Annotated in this window: 17 protein-coding genes, 1 tRNA gene and 1 pseudogene; 9 read left to right on the top strand and 10 right to left on the bottom strand. The window is 41.4% G+C overall.

Annotation, left to right across the window (positions count from 1 at the left end; genetic code table 11):
* Positions 1-56: 56 nt before the first annotated feature.
* Entirely contained in the window at positions 57-734 is a 678-nt protein-coding gene (deoC, locus tag IQ234_RS15145) for a deoxyribose-phosphate aldolase (RefSeq protein WP_193957687.1), read from the bottom strand.
* 159 nt (positions 735-893) lie between these two features.
* On the opposite strand from deoC, the gene acnB reads away from it, so the two are divergent.
* The 4 genes and pseudogenes from acnB (at position 894) to ureC (ending at position 6,791) form a co-directional block, all read left to right on the top strand.
* The gene (gene acnB / locus IQ234_RS15140) at positions 894-3,503 is read left to right on the top strand and encodes a bifunctional aconitate hydratase 2/2-methylisocitrate dehydratase (protein WP_193957686.1); all 2,610 of its coding nucleotides are present in this window, start codon (positions 894-896) and stop codon (positions 3,501-3,503) included.
* A gap of 80 nt (positions 3,504-3,583) precedes the next feature.
* Positions 3,584-3,925, top strand: a pseudogene (locus IQ234_RS15135) (XisI protein).
* A 178-nt stretch (positions 3,926-4,103) separates the two neighbouring features.
* On the top strand, positions 4,104-5,000 hold the full coding sequence (locus tag IQ234_RS15130; protein ID WP_193957685.1) for a polyphosphate kinase 2 family protein: 897 nt from the start codon (positions 4,104-4,106) through the stop codon (positions 4,998-5,000).
* Between the two features lie 81 nt (positions 5,001-5,081).
* Positions 5,082-6,791 carry an urease subunit alpha gene (ureC, locus tag IQ234_RS15125; RefSeq protein WP_002785480.1) on the top strand — a complete coding sequence of 570 codons (1,710 nt, stop codon included), beginning with the start codon at positions 5,082-5,084 and terminating at the stop codon, positions 6,789-6,791.
* Between the two features lie 56 nt (positions 6,792-6,847).
* On the opposite strand, the gene IQ234_RS15120 is transcribed toward ureC, so the two are convergent.
* The 5 genes from IQ234_RS15120 to IQ234_RS15100 all read right to left on the bottom strand — a co-directional run bounded on the left by IQ234_RS15120 (position 6,848) and on the right by IQ234_RS15100 (position 11,682).
* On the bottom strand, positions 6,848-7,117 hold the full coding sequence (locus IQ234_RS15120; RefSeq protein ID WP_193957684.1) for an LPP leucine zipper domain-containing protein: 270 nt from the start codon (positions 7,115-7,117) through the stop codon (positions 6,848-6,850).
* Between the two features lie 70 nt (positions 7,118-7,187).
* On the bottom strand, positions 7,188-9,881 hold the full coding sequence (locus IQ234_RS15115) for a tetratricopeptide repeat protein (RefSeq protein WP_228008571.1): 2,694 nt from the start codon (positions 9,879-9,881) through the stop codon (positions 7,188-7,190).
* Between the two features lie 20 nt (positions 9,882-9,901).
* The gene (locus tag IQ234_RS15110; RefSeq protein ID WP_193957683.1) at positions 9,902-10,132 is read right to left on the bottom strand and encodes a type II toxin-antitoxin system MqsA family antitoxin; all 231 of its coding nucleotides are present in this window, start codon (positions 10,130-10,132) and stop codon (positions 9,902-9,904) included.
* Between the two features lie 65 nt (positions 10,133-10,197).
* Complete coding sequence (locus IQ234_RS15105) at positions 10,198-10,536, bottom strand: XisI protein (RefSeq protein ID WP_002743169.1); 339 nt, start codon at positions 10,534-10,536, stop codon at positions 10,198-10,200.
* Between the two features lie 57 nt (positions 10,537-10,593).
* Positions 10,594-11,682 carry a tetratricopeptide repeat protein gene (locus IQ234_RS15100; protein WP_193957682.1) on the bottom strand — a complete coding sequence of 363 codons (1,089 nt, stop codon included), beginning with the start codon at positions 11,680-11,682 and terminating at the stop codon, positions 10,594-10,596.
* 280 nt (positions 11,683-11,962) lie between these two features.
* On the opposite strand from IQ234_RS15100, the gene IQ234_RS15095 reads away from it, so the two are divergent.
* Both IQ234_RS15095 and IQ234_RS15090 read left to right on the top strand, forming a co-directional pair.
* Entirely contained in the window at positions 11,963-12,211 is a 249-nt protein-coding gene (locus tag IQ234_RS15095) for a DUF433 domain-containing protein (RefSeq protein ID WP_193957681.1), read from the top strand.
* Complete coding sequence (locus IQ234_RS15090; protein ID WP_193957680.1) at positions 12,202-12,570, top strand: DUF5615 family PIN-like protein; 369 nt, start codon at positions 12,202-12,204, stop codon at positions 12,568-12,570. Before IQ234_RS15095 ends, IQ234_RS15090 begins: the two co-directional genes overlap by 10 nt.
* 138 nt (positions 12,571-12,708) lie before the next feature.
* Here the strand turns inward: IQ234_RS15090 and IQ234_RS15085 are convergent, their stop codons facing one another.
* Entirely contained in the window at positions 12,709-13,038 is a 330-nt protein-coding gene (locus tag IQ234_RS15085; protein WP_002785496.1) for an XRE family transcriptional regulator, read from the bottom strand.
* Positions 13,035-13,193: a type II toxin-antitoxin system RelE/ParE family toxin gene (locus IQ234_RS15080; protein ID WP_228008570.1), complete on the bottom strand. Its 159-nt coding sequence runs from the start codon at positions 13,191-13,193 to the stop codon at positions 13,035-13,037. Before IQ234_RS15080 ends, IQ234_RS15085 begins: the two co-directional genes overlap by 4 nt.
* Before the next feature lie 255 nt (positions 13,194-13,448).
* Here IQ234_RS15080 and IQ234_RS15075 point away from each other — a divergent pair, with 255 nt between their 5' ends.
* Positions 13,449-13,700 carry a hypothetical protein gene (locus tag IQ234_RS15075; RefSeq protein ID WP_002774365.1) on the top strand — a complete coding sequence of 84 codons (252 nt, stop codon included), beginning with the start codon at positions 13,449-13,451 and terminating at the stop codon, positions 13,698-13,700.
* Positions 13,697-14,110, top strand: a complete 414-nt coding sequence (locus IQ234_RS15070) for a type II toxin-antitoxin system VapC family toxin (protein WP_002774363.1) — start codon at positions 13,697-13,699, stop codon at positions 14,108-14,110. The genes IQ234_RS15075 and IQ234_RS15070 overlap by 4 nt, the downstream gene beginning before the upstream one ends.
* 10 nt (positions 14,111-14,120) lie before the next feature.
* Here the strand turns inward: IQ234_RS15070 and IQ234_RS15065 are convergent, their stop codons facing one another.
* The gene (locus IQ234_RS15065; RefSeq protein WP_193957688.1) at positions 14,121-15,440 is read right to left on the bottom strand and encodes a tetratricopeptide repeat protein; all 1,320 of its coding nucleotides are present in this window, start codon (positions 15,438-15,440) and stop codon (positions 14,121-14,123) included.
* 191 nt (positions 15,441-15,631) lie between these two features.
* Positions 15,632-15,705: transfer RNA gene (locus IQ234_RS15060), tRNA-Arg, on the bottom strand.
* Between the two features lie 43 nt (positions 15,706-15,748).
* On the opposite strand from IQ234_RS15060, the gene moaC reads away from it, so the two are divergent.
* Positions 15,749-16,249 carry a cyclic pyranopterin monophosphate synthase MoaC gene (gene moaC / locus IQ234_RS15055; RefSeq protein WP_193957679.1) on the top strand — a complete coding sequence of 167 codons (501 nt, stop codon included), beginning with the start codon at positions 15,749-15,751 and terminating at the stop codon, positions 16,247-16,249.
* Positions 16,250-16,531: the final 282 nt, after the last annotated feature.

Below are 16,531 nucleotides of genomic sequence, written 5' to 3'. Positions count from 1 at the left end.
CCACTACCCCACACCCCACACCCCACTTTCCTATACTTTTAAAACAGGATTTAGTATTACCCCTCAAAGGCAGCTTTTTGCTGACGGACTAAATCGACACCGCGAGAAGTTCCCAGACGGGTGGCCCCAGCCTGGATAAGAGCGATCGCTTGTTCTAGGGTGCGAATTCCGCCGGATGCTTTAATTCCTACCCGGCCTTTGCTAATTTCCTTGAGAAACTTGACATCGCTAACCGTTGCACCGCCAAACCAGCCGGTACTGGTTTTTAGATAACTCACTCCTGCATCCATGCAAATTTCCGCCGCTAAACGTTTCTCGGTGTCCGTCAGTTGCGAGGTTTCCAGAATCGCTTTTACCGTCTGGCCGGTTTCCTGACAAATACTAGCAATTTCTTGGAATAATTCCTCAGATTTCCCATCTTTTAGCCAACCGAGATTAATAACCACATCTAACTCCTTGGCACCATTATCTACGGCTTCTAAAGCCTCATAACGTTTAACTGCGGAGGTAGTGGCCCCTGCGGGGAAACCAATTACGGTAGAAACTAAAGTTTTTTTGCCGTGGAGTAACTGCACAGCTTGCTTAACGGCAGCGGGATAAACGCAGACGGTGGGAAAATGATATTGATCAGCCTGTTGACAGTAAGCCTCTAATTGTTCCCTGGTGGCGGTGGGGATGAGGAGAGAATGGTCGATATATTGTGCTAAATCTAGATCAGAATCGGTGATAGCCATTATCTACGCCTTAATATAGTCAATCGATCGCTATTTTCTCATTTTATAGAAGTCACACAATAAAGTCATCTCTCGCTAACCTAGAAATTTCGAGACTAGCAAAAATCCAGTAACCTAGGAAGAAACCGTCACAAGTGAAGACTAGGAGAAAATAGACCTATGTTAGAAGCGTATCATCAGCACGTTGCCGACCGAGCGAAATTAGGTATCCCTCCCCTTCCCCTTAATGCTCAACAAACGGCGGAATTATGCGAAATACTCAAAAATCCGTCCGAAGAACTCAAAGGAGAATTGCTGACCCTGCTGCGTGACCGTGTTCCCCCCGGAGTTGATGAAGCGGCCTACGTTAAAGCGGGATTTTTAACAGGAATTGCCAAAGGGGAAATAAAATCTAACGTTATCTCCCCCCAGGGTGCGGTTAGCTTACTGGGAACCATGGTAGGTGGTTATAACGTTCATTCTCTGATTGAACTGCTGAAATCCAGAGATATTAATATCGCCGCTGCTGCTGCCAGCGCTTTAAGTAAAACCCTGCTGGTATTCGACGCATTTAACGAGGTTTTGGAATTATCCGACACCAATCCCTATGCTAAACAGGTTATCGATGCTTGGGCCAATGGCGCTTGGTTTATCGCTAAACCGAAACTTGCTAAAGAAATTACCGTCACCGTCTTCAAAGTACCGGGAGAAACCAATACAGATGACCTATCTCCCGCTCCCCATGCCACCACCCGGCCCGATATTCCCCTCCATGCTTTGGTAATGTTAGAAACCCGTCAACCCGGGTCCTTAGAAACCATTGCCGAATTGAAAAAATTAGGCCATCCAGTCGCCTATGTGGGGGATGTGGTTGGGACTGGTTCCAGCCGAAAATCGGCGATTAACTCGGTTCTCTGGCATATTGGCGATGATATTCCCTTTGTGCCTAATAAACGTGCTGGTGGCTATATTTTAGGTAGTAAAATCGCCCCTATCTTCTTCAATACTGCCGAGGATTCTGGCGCTTTACCGATTGAATGCGATGTTAGCCAAATGAACACGGGGGATGTGATTAAAATCTATCCCTACGAAGGCAAAATCACCAACGAAGCGGGCGCAACTATTAGCACTTTTAGCCTCAAACCTGAGACAATTCTGGATGAAGTGCGGGCCGGCGGTCGTATTCCCCTATTAATCGGTCGCAGTCTCACCGATAAAACCCGTCACGCCTTGGGACTTGAGGCTAGTACCCTATTTACTCGTCCCACTATGCCTAATGACACGGGTAAAGGTTACACCCTAGCGCAAAAAATGGTCGGCAAAGCTTGCGGTTTACCCGGGGTGCGGCCGGGTACTTCCTGTGACCCGATTATGACTACGGTAGGGTCTCAGGATACCACTGGCCCGATGACCAGAGACGAGTTAAAAGAGTTAGCCTGTTTAGGTTTTAGCGCCGATTTAGTCATGCAGAGTTTTTGTCACACGGCAGCCTATCCCAAACCGGTTGATATTCAAACTCATCACCAATTACCGGACTTTTTCTCTACCCGGGGTGGGGTGGCTTTACGTCCGGGAGATGGCATTATTCACTCCTGGTTAAATCGGATGTTATTGCCGGATACGGTGGGGACTGGAGGCGATTCTCATACTCGTTTTCCCCTGGGAATTTCCTTTCCTGCGGGGTCGGGTTTAGTGGCATTTGCCGCCGCTTTGGGAGTAATGCCTTTGGATATGCCGGAATCGGTTTTAGTCCGTTTTACGGGGGAATTACAACCCGGTGTAACTCTGCGCGATATTGTTAATGCCATTCCCTACGTTGCCATGCAAGAAGGCAAATTAACCGTGGAAAAACAGAACAAAAAAAATGTTTTTAACGGTCGGATTATGGAGATGGAAGGGCTGCCGGATTTGAAATTAGAACAGGCTTTTGAGTTAACCGATGCCACGGCGGAACGTTCCTGCGCTGGTTGTACGATTAAGTTAAGTACCGAGACAGTGGCGGAATATTTACGCTCTAATGTGGCTCTGTTAAAAAATATGGCGGCCCGGGGTTATAGTGATGCCAAAACTATCCTACGTCGGGTAGCAAAAATGGAACAATGGTTAGCTAATCCTGTCCTGATGGAGGCGGATAAGGATGCCGAATATGCGGATATTATCACCGTCAATTTAAGCGAGATTAAAGAACCAATTGTCGCCGCACCCAATGACCCCGATAATATCAAGTTAATGTCGGAATGTGCTGGGGATAAAATTGATGAGGTGTTCATCGGTTCTTGTATGACTAATATTGGTCATTATCGCGCCGCTGCTAAGATATTAGAAGGGGCAGGAGTTGCTAAGGCTAAACTGTGGATTTGTCCCCCCACCCGCATGGATGAAAAACAATTGCGCGATGAGGGAATGTACGGCATTTTTGCCGCTTCTGGGGCGCGTACTGAGATGCCTGGATGTTCCCTTTGTATGGGTAATCAAGCGCGGGTTGAAGACAGAGCGACGGTATTTTCTACCTCGACTCGTAACTTCAATAATCGCATGGGAAAAGATGCGCGAGTCTATCTCGGTTCCGCCGAATTAGCGGCAGTTTGTGCGCTACTGGGACGCATTCCCACCGTTGAGGAATACCTCGCAATTGTCACCGAGAAAATTAATCCTTTTGCTGGCGATTTATACCGCTATTTGAACTTTAATGAAATCGCTGGTTTTGAGGATGAAGGCCGGGTAATTCCCCTAGAAGATTTACCTAAGATTGAGGATATTTTAGGGATTCCTTCCGGTGTTTTGAGTTAGTATGAAGTTGAGGGTGAGCTATGAAAAGCTCACCCTCTGCTCAGAAAATAAAATTGAATAATACCTAGGCAAGTCTGGTCATGGATAAACTAAATTATTATCAAAACATAATCAAGAAAATTCTCACAGAATATGCAGAAATTTCCTCACAAGTACCCGATCAAGACATAGAATAAATATTGATATTTGACGATGATAGAAGCCAATATCTTTGGTTTAATATTGGCTGGAAAAATGGCAAACGAATTAAAGCTATTTCCGTTTATCTTCGTCTAAAAAATGACAAAATTTATATTGAAGAAGATTGGACAGAAGCAGGTATCGCCACGGAATTAATGCGCGTAGGAATTCCCAGTAGTGAGATAGTTTTAGCTTTTCAACCTCCCGAAGTGCGACAGTTTACCGAATTTGCGATCGCCTAAAAATTATTCTTTACTTTCTCGTCAGATGAGGAGTAGCTAAAATCGAATATTTAAATATACTTGTTTCTAGGTCATTTCTGCCATTTCATCCTTGACTCGCCGGTTCAAGAGTTAGGTATTTTCCGAGCAAAAGTGCTACAATGTACTTTTAGGGGTCAAAACAATCAAGGAGAAGAGCATGGTCAGCAAAATTGATCGCCAAGCATTTTTACAATCCTTAATCGTGCCACCGGGTAAAGAAATTTCTCTACACAAAGATTACGATGCCCGGTTTAAGCCAGACTACATTACCAAAGAAGATGCCACACTGCTGCTGCAACAGGGGATCGAAAAAATGGCCGAGTTTCAAGATAAACTTTATGCCCAGGATACCTATGCTCTGTTAATTAATCTGCAAGCCATGGATGCGGCGGGTAAAGATGGTACGATTAGACACGTTATGTCGGGTTTAAATCCCCAAGGCTGTCAGGTATTTAGCTTTAAAGTTCCCTCGGTCGAAGAACTAGACCACGATTATCTCTGGCGATATTATAAAGCTTTACCGGAGCGGGGTCGTATCGGTATTTTTAATCGTTCCTACTACGAAGAATTATTAGTCGTGCGCGTCCATCAAGATTTATTGGAACGGCAAAAACTCCCCCCGGAAGACAGAACCAAGAAAGTTTGGCAGCGACGTTTTGAGGAGATTAATAATTTTGAAAAATATCTGGTTAACAATGGGGTTATTGTCCTGAAATTCTTTCTCAATGTTTCTAAAGGAGAACAGAAAAAACGATTTTTAGAAAGAATTGATCGCCCCGAAAAAAACTGGAAGTTTTCCGAAAATGATGTCAAAGAAAGAGCTTTTTGGGATGATTACACGAAAGCCTACGAGGAGGTATTCAATCATACCAGTACCGAATGGGCCCCCTGGTATATTATCCCGGCAGATCGCAAATGGTTTACCCGTTTAGCTGTGGGGGCGGTTATTTATCAAACCCTCGAATCCCTGGGTTTAAAATATCCCACCGTTACCGAAGAACATCGCCAAGCTTTACTGAAAGCCAAAGAAATCCTCGAAAACGAGCCAGATTAAAAATGGAAGAAAATCCCTAAAAAGCGATAATTGCCGGAAAATCGATCGTATAATCAATGTCGATTTTCAAGAATTCCCCCTATGAATTATCGCATCGACCGCCGCACCTATGCAGAAACCTACGGCCCCACCGTCGGAGATAAAGTTCGCCTGGCAGACACGGAATTATTTATCGAAGTCGAAAAAGATTTCACCACCTACGGCGATGAGGTAAAATTCGGCGGCGGTAAAGTAATTCGCGATGGTATGGGCCAATCCCCCATTTCTAGGGAAGATGGGGCGGTGGATTTGGTGATTACTAATGCCCTAATTCTCGACTGGTGGGGCATCGTTAAAGCCGATGTGGGCATTAAAGACGGCAAAATTTATAAAATCGGTAAAGCGGGCAATCCCCACATTCAAGATAATGTCGATATTATTATCGGTCCTGCTACCGAGGCATTAGCCGGGGAAGGGATGATTTTGACAGCAGGGGGGATTGATGCCCATATTCATTTTATCTGTCCCCAACAAATTGAGACAGCGATTGCGTCGGGGATTACCACGATGATTGGTGGCGGGACTGGACCTGCGACGGGAACTAATGCCACCACCTGCACCCCGGGAGAATGGAACATCTATCGAATGCTAGAGGCCGCCGAAGCTTTCCCGATGAATTTGGGTTTTTTGGGTAAAGGCAATAGCAGTCAGCCGGAAGGACTAGCGGAACAGGTAAAAGCGGGGGTAATTGGCTTAAAACTCCATGAAGATTGGGGAACCACTCCGGCAGCCATTGATACTTGTTTAAGCGTGGCCGATAAGTACGATGTGCAGGTGGCGATTCATACCGATACTCTCAATGAGGCCGGTTTTGTTGAGGCTACTATCGCCGCTTTTAAAAATCGCGTCATTCACACCTACCACACGGAAGGGGCCGGCGGTGGTCATGCTCCCGATATTATCAAGGTTTGCGGGGAAATGAACGTTTTACCCTCCTCTACTAATCCCACTCGTCCCTATACGACGAATACCTTAGAGGAACACCTTGATATGTTGATGGTTTGTCATCATTTAGACCGGAGTATTCCCGAAGATGTGGCTTTTGCCGAATCCCGCATCCGCCGGGAAACTATTGCCGCCGAGGATATTCTCCACGATTTAGGGGCTTTTAGTATCATTTCCTCCGATTCTCAAGCGATGGGACGGGTGGGAGAAGTAATTATCCGCACTTGGCAAACTGCCCACAAAATGCGGGTACAACGGGGCAGACTGACCGGGGAAACGGGAGAGAATGATAATCTGCGGGCAAGACGATATATTGCTAAATATACGATTAATCCTGCTATTACCCATGGTGTCTCCGATTATGTCGGTTCCATCGAGGTGGGCAAATTAGCCGATTTGGTTCTCTGGAAACCGGCATTTTTTGGCGTAAAACCGGAAATTGTCCTGAAAGGCGGTTTAATCGCCTGGGCGCAAATGGGCGATGCTAATGCCAGTATTCCCACACCCCAACCGGTTTATATGCGTCCCATGTTTGCCTCTTTTGGTGGTGCGATCGCCAAAACTTCCTTGACATTTGTTTCTAAATATGCTATGAAAGCGGGCATTCCTGAGAAGTTAAAGCTGAAAAAAACCGCCGTGGCAGTGTCGAATACGCGCAATATCAGTAAGGCTAGTATGAAGCTAAATGACGCTTTACCGCGCATGGAAGTTAATCCCGAAACCTACGAAGTGCGTGCTGACGGGGAATTATTAATCTGTGAACCGGCTACGGTTTTACCCATGGCCCAACGCTATTTCCTATTTTGAATTCGATTTCAGAAAACGGGTTTTTTCAAAAAACCCGTTTTCTTTTTGAATCACAGTTAAGGATTAGTAGGAAAATTTGGGAAAAATAACTTAACTAATCCTGCCATTAGTGCAGTAACAATGGCAACAAAGATGGTTCGATTAGTAAATTCCAAGTTATCTAGGCGTTTATTCACACCTGTTAATTCTCCTTTAACATTTGCTAGGTCAACTCTTAAGTTATTCACTTCTTCAGATAACTTGTCTATTTTGCTATTAACTTCTTTGAATTGTCCTACAATAAAGTCTTTTAATTCTTTGAGGTCGTTTTCTGTAAATGTTGCCATTGTGTGACTCTCCTAGTAATTGTTTGTGATACCAATAATTTTACTACTAAGTTTAACTCCTAACCCTTCATCAGTCAAATTGCATCGAAGTTGCATCACCAGAAGGAATAAAACTGGCCCAATAAAAAGGATGTTTTTGCTTCTCACCCTTGAGCATTCCTAGTTGAATTTGCCGTAAAGCTTCACTGCGTCCTTCTCCTTTTTGCAAGCGTCCATAATAGGCGACCATTAAATCTTTAGTCGCGTCATCAGATACTTTCCAAAGGCTAATTAATTGGCTTTCACTTCCCGCAATAACTAAAGCACGGCGCAATCCATAAACTCCCTGACCGATTTTAATATCTCCTTTCCCCGTATCGCAAGCAGAAAGGACAACTAATTTGGTTCCCACTAAGTTTAAATTTGTAGTTTCTAAAGCAGTTAAAACCCCATCATCTCCTGCACTTTGACCGATTGTAACTCCTGCTAAAACTAACCCAGAACGCAATAAAGGATTCTCAAGCACATTGCTTTCTGGTTTAAAAAAACCATGAGTAGCGATGTGGAGAATATTTGGTTTTTTCACTTGTTTGACGGCGTTTTCTGTGGCTTTATAACCAGTTAAAACAGTGGCTTGAGGTAAGAGATTTTCAATCGCTTTAGCTTCTTCCTCTGTACCCGGAAGACCGGGAAAAGTAAACTCAGACAGGTCGATGGAACGAGTGAGAGCGACTTTTTCCCCTGCTTTACCGTAGAAAGGATCAGCTACAATAAGGGGAGATTGTTGACTAGCAAATTTATCTTTAAGACGCAGTAAATCTCGTCCAGAAGTGAGATAGGTAATATGATAATTTTCCACTAAGTATTGATTATTTTCATCTACTAAAGCTTCAAAAGGAATTAAATTAAGTGCAGCATCAGGAGAAAGCAGAATTGTTTTAGTATTGCCTAATAATTGACGGATAGGCTGCATCAATGTCTCATCAAGTTGACGCGCTGATTTTTGCAGTTGAGGGAGAGGAGTTTGTGCGTCTGCAAGATTGTCACGGAAGTAAATTAATTTGTCGTCAATCGGTTTAGCTTCCCCTAAATCCTTGGCTTTGATGTCACCATTGGGATAGAGAATATAAACAGCATAGCGAGGAATGCCAAAGCGTTGATTTTCAGGTGCTTTAGGATTAAAAGGTCGATAGCGGACTATTTCAACTAAAGCAGCATCAGCAGGAATTAACTTTTGAATACCTTCCAGGGTAATGGGTTGGGATAGACTACGAAATTCGGCACTACGAACACCGATTTTACCCTCTATTTCTTTTGCTTTTGCGGTAACTTCGTTAAGTTGTTGACGGTAAATTTCTGGGTTTTTAATATCTTCAGGCTTTTTAAAAGTCAGATTAGATAGTTGAGTCCGAACTTCAATCAGTTGAGTTAATAATTGTTGACTTTCGGGGTCATCAGTACGTTGTCGGAGAATTTGTAAGCTATTGGTTGAAACATCTAAAATTCGTCCTTTGCGTTCTAAGATAGTTTTCAAGGCGAGACGGGTTGCTTCTGGGTTATTCGGTGCAGCTTGAAGATTGAGGGAAATCACCGAATTAGTCCTCCCTAAAACCTTTGCCATATAATCTTGTTTTTGCTTGTCATCCCCCATTTTTAGATTTTCTGAGAGGTTGTATTCTTCTACTGCAAGTCCTTGGCTGAGATAATTAATTGCTTGAGGAATGTCATCTTGAGACTGGTAAAGTCCTGCCAAATTGATGAGACCGGTGGCGGTAGCGGGATGGTTGTCTCCTAATTGTTGTTTCCTGATAGCTAAGGACCTGTGGTAGAGGGGTTCGGCTTTGCTATATCTTCCTTGAGAATAGTAAAGTAATGCCAAATTGTTGAGACTGACGGCGGTATCGGGATGGTTGTCTCCTAATTGTTTTTTGAAGATAGCTAAAGCCTGTTTGTAGAGGGGTTCGGCTTCGCTGTATCTTCCTTGAGAGTTGTAAAGTCCTGCCAAATTACCGAGACTGACGGCGGTAGAGGGATGGTTGTCTCCTAATCGTTGTTTGCTGATAGCTAAAGCCTGATTGTAGAGGGGTTCAGCTTCGCTATATCTTCCTTGAGACTTGTAAAGTGCTGCCAAATTGTTGAGACTGGTGGCGGTATCGGGATGGTTGTCTCCTAATTGTTTTTTGAAGATAGCTAAAGCCTGTTTGTAGAGGGGTTCGGCTTCGCTGTATCTTCCTTGAGAGTTGTAAAGTGCAGCCAAATTGTTGAGACTTTCTGCAGTATCAGAATGGTTGTCTCCCAATTGTTTTCTTCTGATAGCTAAGGCTTCTTTGTGGAGGGGTTCAGCTTCGCTGTATCTTCCTTGAACTCTGTAAAGTTCTGCCAAATTGTTGAGACTGGTGGCGGTAGAGGGATGGTTGTCTCCTAATTGTTGTTTCTTGATAGCTAAAGCTTGTTTGTAGAGGGGTTCAGCTTCGCTATATCTTCCTTGATTTTGATACAGTGATGCCAAGTTGTTGAGACTTCTGGCAGTATTGGGATGGTTGTCTCCAAGCACCTTTTTACGGATAGCTAAAGCTTGTTCTGCTAGGGGAATCGCCTCGTTATATTTCCCCTGCTGATACAATTGAATAACTTGCTGAGTTAGCCTCTCTGCTTCGGCTAATTTATCTTGCGGTGAAACCTGAGAAATCACCTGTCCCACCGTTGGGTTTAACATGACTCCCGATAATCCCATCATCCCGGTAATGACGACAACCGCTATCCCTGATTTGATTGATACTTTCATTGGTTTTTTATCCCTAGAGTTTATTGATAAGTAAAAACATCAACTTGAATAGATTTGTCAGGTTGAGCCTTGTGCTGTAGTAAAATTCTGATTTTTTCTGCCGTTTCACTGCTAAAAACAACCTCACCACAGTTATAACATACTTGAGCGGGGATTTTTTCAACTAAGATTAGGCTACCATCAATCCTAAGAGTTTCATCGACTAATTTTTCTTCGACATCTTTTGCACCACATACATGACAGACAAACATAATTATCTCCTAATTAAATAATTCATCCATATTTGTTGACGTATTTGTGAGAAGGAGAATTTGTTTTAAGTACCATAATTAGTATAAGGCCGTTTATAAGGTGGTTGCAGTCCTAAAACAATATCCTCCCTCTTAACACCCATTGAAATTAAATCTTCTGCTGGATTCAATTCCGTTAAATTTTGTTGTAGCCAAATCTTATTATCACGAATATCAAAATGAACAATCGAGCGGTAAACTCGTTTTAAACCTTCCCATCCTACATTCATCCACTGATAATGATCCCGTTCCACATCAAATATTAATTGTACTTCTACGTCTTCACTGGTAACATCTTCTGCTACATAGCGACTTAACAAATTTTGCACTGCTTGACGATATTTTATGAGTTTATCTTTATCCATTGTTTGATTACCTCCGTACAAAAGTAGTAGCCATCATCAATAATTTAACTTTCATCCTTACTCCCTCCTTAAAATGTCATTAATTGTTTTATCCAATTCCTGAACCTGCGAAATATCCCCTAACTGATTATAACTACCCTTCGCCTTAGTTAACCACTGTATCGCCTCATCCTTATTTGCCAAGAGACGATAAGCTATTCCTAAACCCGCTTGTATCTCCGCTTGTCCTGACAAATTCTGCGTATTTGTTGCCAGTTTTAACGCCTTATCATAAGGTTTTTTTGCCAACTGAGGTAAACCCATCTTAAGGTAAGTATCCCCTAACAGTTGATAAACCGTAGCAACCTGACTATTTTGCTTAACCAATCTTTCTAATACCTCAACCGCATCCCCATACAACTCATAACCTCGATAAATATGCGCTAAAACTAACCCTGCTTCCTCTGGGGATAACTGCTGCTGTTGAACAGCTTTAACAGCATCTAAAACCGTTTTCTTCGTCTGTTCATCTAATACTCTAAACCCGACGTTTTCATCATCACTTCTAGAAGATGCACCATTATCAGCTTCTATGATTACTCGATATCGCCTTCCTGCTTCCAGAGGAGGTTCACCAGGATAGACTATCTCAGTTTTATTTGTCTGCGTTTTCCAATTAACCCCATCTATTTTGATAGTATAATTAGTTGCACCCGGAACAGCATTCCACCGCAGGGGAGGACGATTGGTGAGAATATTCGTTTGACGAGGAGTAATTAGATAAGGTAATTTTGCTAAGACTTTCTCTGTTTTTCCTGTTGGACGGAGGGTTGTATTATTACTATTGGGAAGTGGAATCACAGGATTTCCCCGAGGACAGCCATTAGAAACAATATACTTTCCCGGTTTAACCATCCACTGCTTGAGATTACTACAATAAACCTTAACCGAAGCGTTAGCTGCTACTTCTAACTTATCATCAAAACTGAGGGTAAGTCCGACGGAAGCAGGAAGGGGTTTTTTCCATTGTGGTTTTTTAACAGTAACTTTCCCTTTTACCTGAAAAATCGTGTTAACTCCAACAGTGTTGCTAAAAGTCGCCGCCGGAAATCCTACAGTAATTAATATCAGGGAAATGGGGGTAAAGAGTTTGAGAAATTTATTCATGGGTTGAATCAATTGAGGTTTTGCTTTAATTAGGTTCGTTGTTGAACTTTAGTCATAAAATTTCAGAAAACGGGTTTTTTCAAAAAACCCGTTTTCTCGTCTAACTTGTTATACTATACTACTACAACTTAAAACCTCACCATTCCCTAATCTTCCCTACAGGGTTGGAGACAAGCTTTGCACCCTCACTGAAGGAGTAATTTCCCACTTCCACTCGCAACTATAGAATTAGCTATAATAAAATTACCACAGGTATCATCTTCATATTTCTGGAAACTATATGACCTTAAAACAATTAGACCGAATTACTTTTAACTCCAAAATTATGGCAGGTCAAGCCTGTATTCGAGGAATGCGTATTCCTGTTTCTTTAATTCTTAATCTACTTGCTAACGAAAAGCCGATAGAGGAAATAATAGAGGAATACCCTGACCTAGAAAGAGAAGATATTCACCAATGTTTATTATATGCTTCTTGGTTAGCCAGAGAACAAGTTCATCATTTTGAATTAATCGAGCAATGGAGATAGAGTTTCTAGCCGATATGGGGATTTCTCTGCGTACAGTCTCATGGTTAAGAGAACAAGGTTATGATGTCGTTCATCTTCGAGATGAAGGCTTACAAACTTTATCTGATCAGGAAATTCTTGCCAAAGCAAAAAGAGAAAAGCGGATAATTTTAACTGTCGATCTAGATTTTTCTCAACTTCTCGCTATTAGTGGTGATAATTTACCAAGTGTCATCCTATTCCGTTTAGGCAATGAAAACTACAATCTAATTAATCAGTGTTTAACTATAGTTTTACGAGATTGTACAAAAGCATTAAAGACGGGAGCAATTGTGTCAGTAACAGATCGTATTTTTCGGATTAGATTTTTACCAATTTAAGATTTTTGCTTTATAGCGTTCATGGAGTCTTCCCGTTAATTCCATCTTAAATATTGTGTTCCAAAAGCGAACACCTTTATTATTGAGTACATATTATAACATTGGCAAATAATCTCTGTGTTCTTTGTGTCTCTGTGGTTAATTACACTTCGTTTCTGAATAGTCACCAATAATTATAGGTTCTTTGTTGGGAATTTTGACAATAATTTCGACAGTTCCACCTAAGGCGTTAACTACTTCGCGCAGTGTATTTAGCTCTAGATTTTGCTCTTGTTTAAGTTTAGGTACTATTGATTGCTGTACTTCAAGATACTTTGCCAATTCTGATGAAGATAAACCTAGTTTTTCTTGCAAATACTTAAGCGTAAGTTCCTCTAAATAAATTTGAGAAGCTCTTGCTTTAATACTTGCTTGTCGTTCTTTACCAAGTTTATTAAATTCTTCCGAGAAGTTAGTATATTCTTTCATAACTTTTCTTCCTTAAGTTTTTCCAGATATTTTTGATAACGTTGATCTGCTATAGGAATATTTTCTTTGTACCATCTTTTGTTACCTGACTTGTTCCCCCCAACAAGTAAAATTGCTTGTCGATGAGGATCAAAGGCAAATAAAACACGCCACATAAAACAATGTCAAGCTTTCAGTTAAACATTCGGCTCTCTTGCCATCATCAGTATAAATTATAAAATCGGTGAATAATCTCTGTGTTCTTTGTGTCTCTGTGGTTAATTCCCCTCGATAATCTCCGTACCTCGCTCCAACTCAAAAATGCTATGATAAAAGTAAACTATAACTTCTGATCAATCATGGACAAACAAAACCCTCAATCTAACGCAGAATCAGACAATTTAATCAAAGAACTTGAGGAACCTTTAATCATGACTAACTTAAACAATCATTCAACCTCTAACACATCCGAAGAGCCTGAGTTATCAATGGAAGAACTCGATGCTAAATGGGATGCACTAGAAAATGACCCAGAATTTCGCAAAAAACCTTTTTGGCAAAGAATTGTTGAGATTGGTAACGTTGTTCCCCAATCAGAATGGCGAAAACACTTTCCCAGAGACTTTGCGCGTAACGCGGAACATTATATGTACGGCGCACCGAGAGAAGATGAGGAAGAATGAGAAAAATTTTCTTAGATACCTTCTATTTAAAAGCGTTAGCTGATAGAGGAGATAATGCTCATAGACTTGCTATAAGTATGGTAGCAAGACTGGGTAACTTTAGAGGTGTTACCAGTGAAATGGTTCTCACAGAATTACTCAATGCTTTATGCAGTAGAGGGGAATTTTTGCGTAAATCAGCTATTCGTTTAACTCATGATTTACGCAATGACAGCAAAACCATAATCATTCCCCAAACCAGTGAACAATTTCAGCAGGCTTTTGATTTTTATCAAAGACGATTAGATAAAGGTTACAGTTTAACTGATTGTGCTTCAATGCAGATTATGAGACAACTGGAAATCTATGAAATCTTAACCTTTGATAAGCATTTTCAGCAAGAAGGATTTAGCGCATTACTCAGAGAATAGTCACTAAACTTTACTTCACTTTAATTTTTTTCCTCGCTTCATATAACCATTGCTCCTCCTCTGTATTAATTACCCTCCCTTCGGCTAATTTAAGACATTTACGCCAATTTTCCTGAGATAATTTCTTGTCTTCTTTCTCTAAAAGTTGAGCATAAATACAAAAAGCAGCACCGGGATTGCGGATAAATTTCTGATAAGCTAGATTTTCAGCGATACTAATAGCGACTAAAAGATTACCAATTGCATCTTCACTGCGATTTTGCTTAAATCTGGCCCAGCCTAGATTTTTATAAATACTATATTTTTGTACCGCTAAATTGCGTTTCTCATCTTCAGTAAATTGGTCTAACTTTTCATCTTTTTCTGCTAATAATCTCTTAGCTTTTTCCAGTAACTCTACCGCTTCTGCATTCTTATTATCGCGCAGATACGAATAAGCGAGATTATTATAAGCATCTATAAAACCACCTTTTGCCGCAATTAAATAGTGTTTCTTCCCATTAGTCAAATCCTGTAACTCTTCATAAAGTGTTGCCAACTTATAATGAGCATCTAAATTATCTGGATCTAACTCAATTGCTTTTAAATACTTCTCTTCGGCTGAGGCTAAATTAGGAAGTTCTTGACTTGCTGGCGAAGGAGATTGTAAACGGCTTCCTGCTTGCTTATAAAACTCAGAAAACCAAGAGAAATTTAGATAAATTCCCAAGAGAAAAGCAAAGACTATTACTGTTACAGAAAACTGTATTTCTTCATACCAATGTTCAGCAATCCCAAGAAATTTCATTAACTTAACAAAACCCTTCTGGCGCGTTCGTGTGAGAGCATTTTCAGTTTGTAATAAAGAAATGAAAGTCGAAAAAATAACACCTCCTATTTCTAGCAAACCTGAACCACCACCAAGAAACCGAGTAGCAATCGTTCCGATTAATGTAAAATTAACCCCTAATAAAACCAGTTTACCGATTCTCAATAGCCAATCAAAACGATTGCAAGGATGCAGAGATTCCCTGCTTTCTAAATGCCACCACCAAGCTTGAGCAGAAATAGGTAAAGTCTCCCGATATTCAGCTAAATCAAGAACTTGAGTAATTTTGTAACTTTTCTGTTTTAATCTATTATCTTGTTCGATTAATTTTGAACACATATCAACCGAAATTTCCGCCTCGGCTTCCATTCGTTTCTGAAGAGCATCTCTGGCGGTAATAATTTCTAAAGCCTGTTCTTTTTTCAGAGATTTCTTCTGAGAAGTATCTAAATAATTTAGAGCATTCTGGTAACGCTCTAAAGCAACTTGAAAGGGTGTCGGCGCAGGTGCGGGAAAATTCATATTATACAATCCTAAAAGTTTAGTTTCTTTCACTGTTTGGGGGTAAAAAATACTCCAGCAAAACTGGCTGATGATACTAAATCCTGTTTAAAAAGTATAGGAAAGTAGGAAGATGGGGAGATGGGGTAAAAAAGCAAAGAAATTAGGAACCATAGGGCCCTAATTCCTGTAGTATATGCCATTGTATCTAACGGGCTTGGAGAGACTCGAACTCCCGACCTTGTGGTCCGTAGCCACACGCTCTAATCCACTAAGCTACAAGCCCTTGTTTTTCTCAACAGTAAACTACTATAGCACAGGTTCATTCAATGACGCAAGAGGGTAAAGAAAAATTATCTCATCTCGACAGCCAAGGCCAGGCCCAGATGGTGGATGTATCGGAGAAAACGCCCACCAAACGCACTGCTATCGCTCTAGGACAAGTGAGAATGCTAAAAACGACTTTTGAAGCCATAGAACAGGGAAATGCGCCTAAAGGTGACGTTTTAGGGACGGCCAGACTAGCGGGAATTATGGCAGCCAAACAAACTTCCTGCTTAATTCCCCTTTGCCATCCCTTACCCCTGCAAAAAATCAATGTTCAGATTATCCCGAAAGCAGAGTTACCCGGTTACGAAATTCGGGCAGAAGTGGTGACAAAATCGGAAACTGGGGTAGAAATGGAGGCTTTAACGGCGGTATCTGTGGCAGCCTTGACTTTATACGATATGGCTAAAGCGTTAGAAAAATCAATCCTGATTGAAAATATCCGTCTGCTGAGTAAAACAGGAGGGAAATCAGATTATGCCAAGGATTCCCTGTTGCCATGAAAACCCGGGTGCATCTCACATTTGCAGAAATACCGACAATCAGCAATTATCAGTGACTCTTAAATGATGACAAATGTGTCAGCGGCTGCGTGTAAGCATCTCACCGAAAAACTAATGCGCGGGGGGTTTGGGGGCGGCGCCACGCCCCCAACGGGTAGGGCTGTTTCATTTAAATTAAGTATAGCTGATTTTGAGTCAATAAATTTGACCGAAGATTCTCAAGTTTATCTTTTTCTAACCAAAAGAGTTAGTCACAATAACTAATTTTTAATCCTCTGCCAA

Origin of the sequence: Microcystis aeruginosa LEGE 91341 (genome assembly GCF_015206885.1) — a bacterium.
GTDB lineage: Bacteria > Cyanobacteriota > Cyanobacteriia > Cyanobacteriales > Microcystaceae > Microcystis > Microcystis aeruginosa_H.
This window is presented reverse-complemented; position numbering and strand designations above follow the sequence as displayed.

What these genes read in the sequence shown, in the direction of transcription:
- IQ234_RS15105 (WP_002743169.1), bottom strand. Translation starts at nt 10,536, where the DNA reads ATGGATAAAGATAAACTCATAAAATATCGTCAAGCAGTGCAAAATTTG.
- acnB (WP_193957686.1), top strand. Translation starts at nt 894, where the DNA reads ATGTTAGAAGCGTATCATCAGCACGTTGCCGACCGAGCGAAATTAGGT.
- IQ234_RS15110 (WP_193957683.1), bottom strand. Translation starts at nt 10,132, where the DNA reads ATGTTTGTCTGTCATGTATGTGGTGCAAAAGATGTCGAAGAAAAATTA.
- IQ234_RS15080 (WP_228008570.1), bottom strand. Translation starts at nt 13,193, where the DNA reads ATGTGGCGTGTTTTATTTGCCTTTGATCCTCATCGACAAGCAATTTTA.
- ureC (WP_002785480.1), top strand. Translation starts at nt 5,082, where the DNA reads ATGAATTATCGCATCGACCGCCGCACCTATGCAGAAACCTACGGCCCC.
- moaC (WP_193957679.1), top strand. Translation starts at nt 15,749, where the DNA reads ATGACGCAAGAGGGTAAAGAAAAATTATCTCATCTCGACAGCCAAGGC.
- IQ234_RS15095 (WP_193957681.1), top strand. Translation starts at nt 11,963, where the DNA reads ATGACCTTAAAACAATTAGACCGAATTACTTTTAACTCCAAAATTATG.
- IQ234_RS15065 (WP_193957688.1), bottom strand. Translation starts at nt 15,440, where the DNA reads ATGAATTTTCCCGCACCTGCGCCGACACCCTTTCAAGTTGCTTTAGAG.
- IQ234_RS15075 (WP_002774365.1), top strand. Translation starts at nt 13,449, where the DNA reads ATGACTAACTTAAACAATCATTCAACCTCTAACACATCCGAAGAGCCT.
- IQ234_RS15085 (WP_002785496.1), bottom strand. Translation starts at nt 13,038, where the DNA reads ATGAAAGAATATACTAACTTCTCGGAAGAATTTAATAAACTTGGTAAA.
- IQ234_RS15100 (WP_193957682.1), bottom strand. Translation starts at nt 11,682, where the DNA reads ATGAATAAATTTCTCAAACTCTTTACCCCCATTTCCCTGATATTAATT.
- IQ234_RS15070 (WP_002774363.1), top strand. Translation starts at nt 13,697, where the DNA reads ATGAGAAAAATTTTCTTAGATACCTTCTATTTAAAAGCGTTAGCTGAT.
- deoC (WP_193957687.1), bottom strand. Translation starts at nt 734, where the DNA reads ATGGCTATCACCGATTCTGATCTAGATTTAGCACAATATATCGACCAT.
- IQ234_RS15115 (WP_228008571.1), bottom strand. Translation starts at nt 9,881, where the DNA reads ATGAAAGTATCAATCAAATCAGGGATAGCGGTTGTCGTCATTACCGGG.
- IQ234_RS15120 (WP_193957684.1), bottom strand. Translation starts at nt 7,117, where the DNA reads ATGGCAACATTTACAGAAAACGACCTCAAAGAATTAAAAGACTTTATT.
- IQ234_RS15090 (WP_193957680.1), top strand. Translation starts at nt 12,202, where the DNA reads ATGGAGATAGAGTTTCTAGCCGATATGGGGATTTCTCTGCGTACAGTC.
- IQ234_RS15130 (WP_193957685.1), top strand. Translation starts at nt 4,104, where the DNA reads ATGGTCAGCAAAATTGATCGCCAAGCATTTTTACAATCCTTAATCGTG.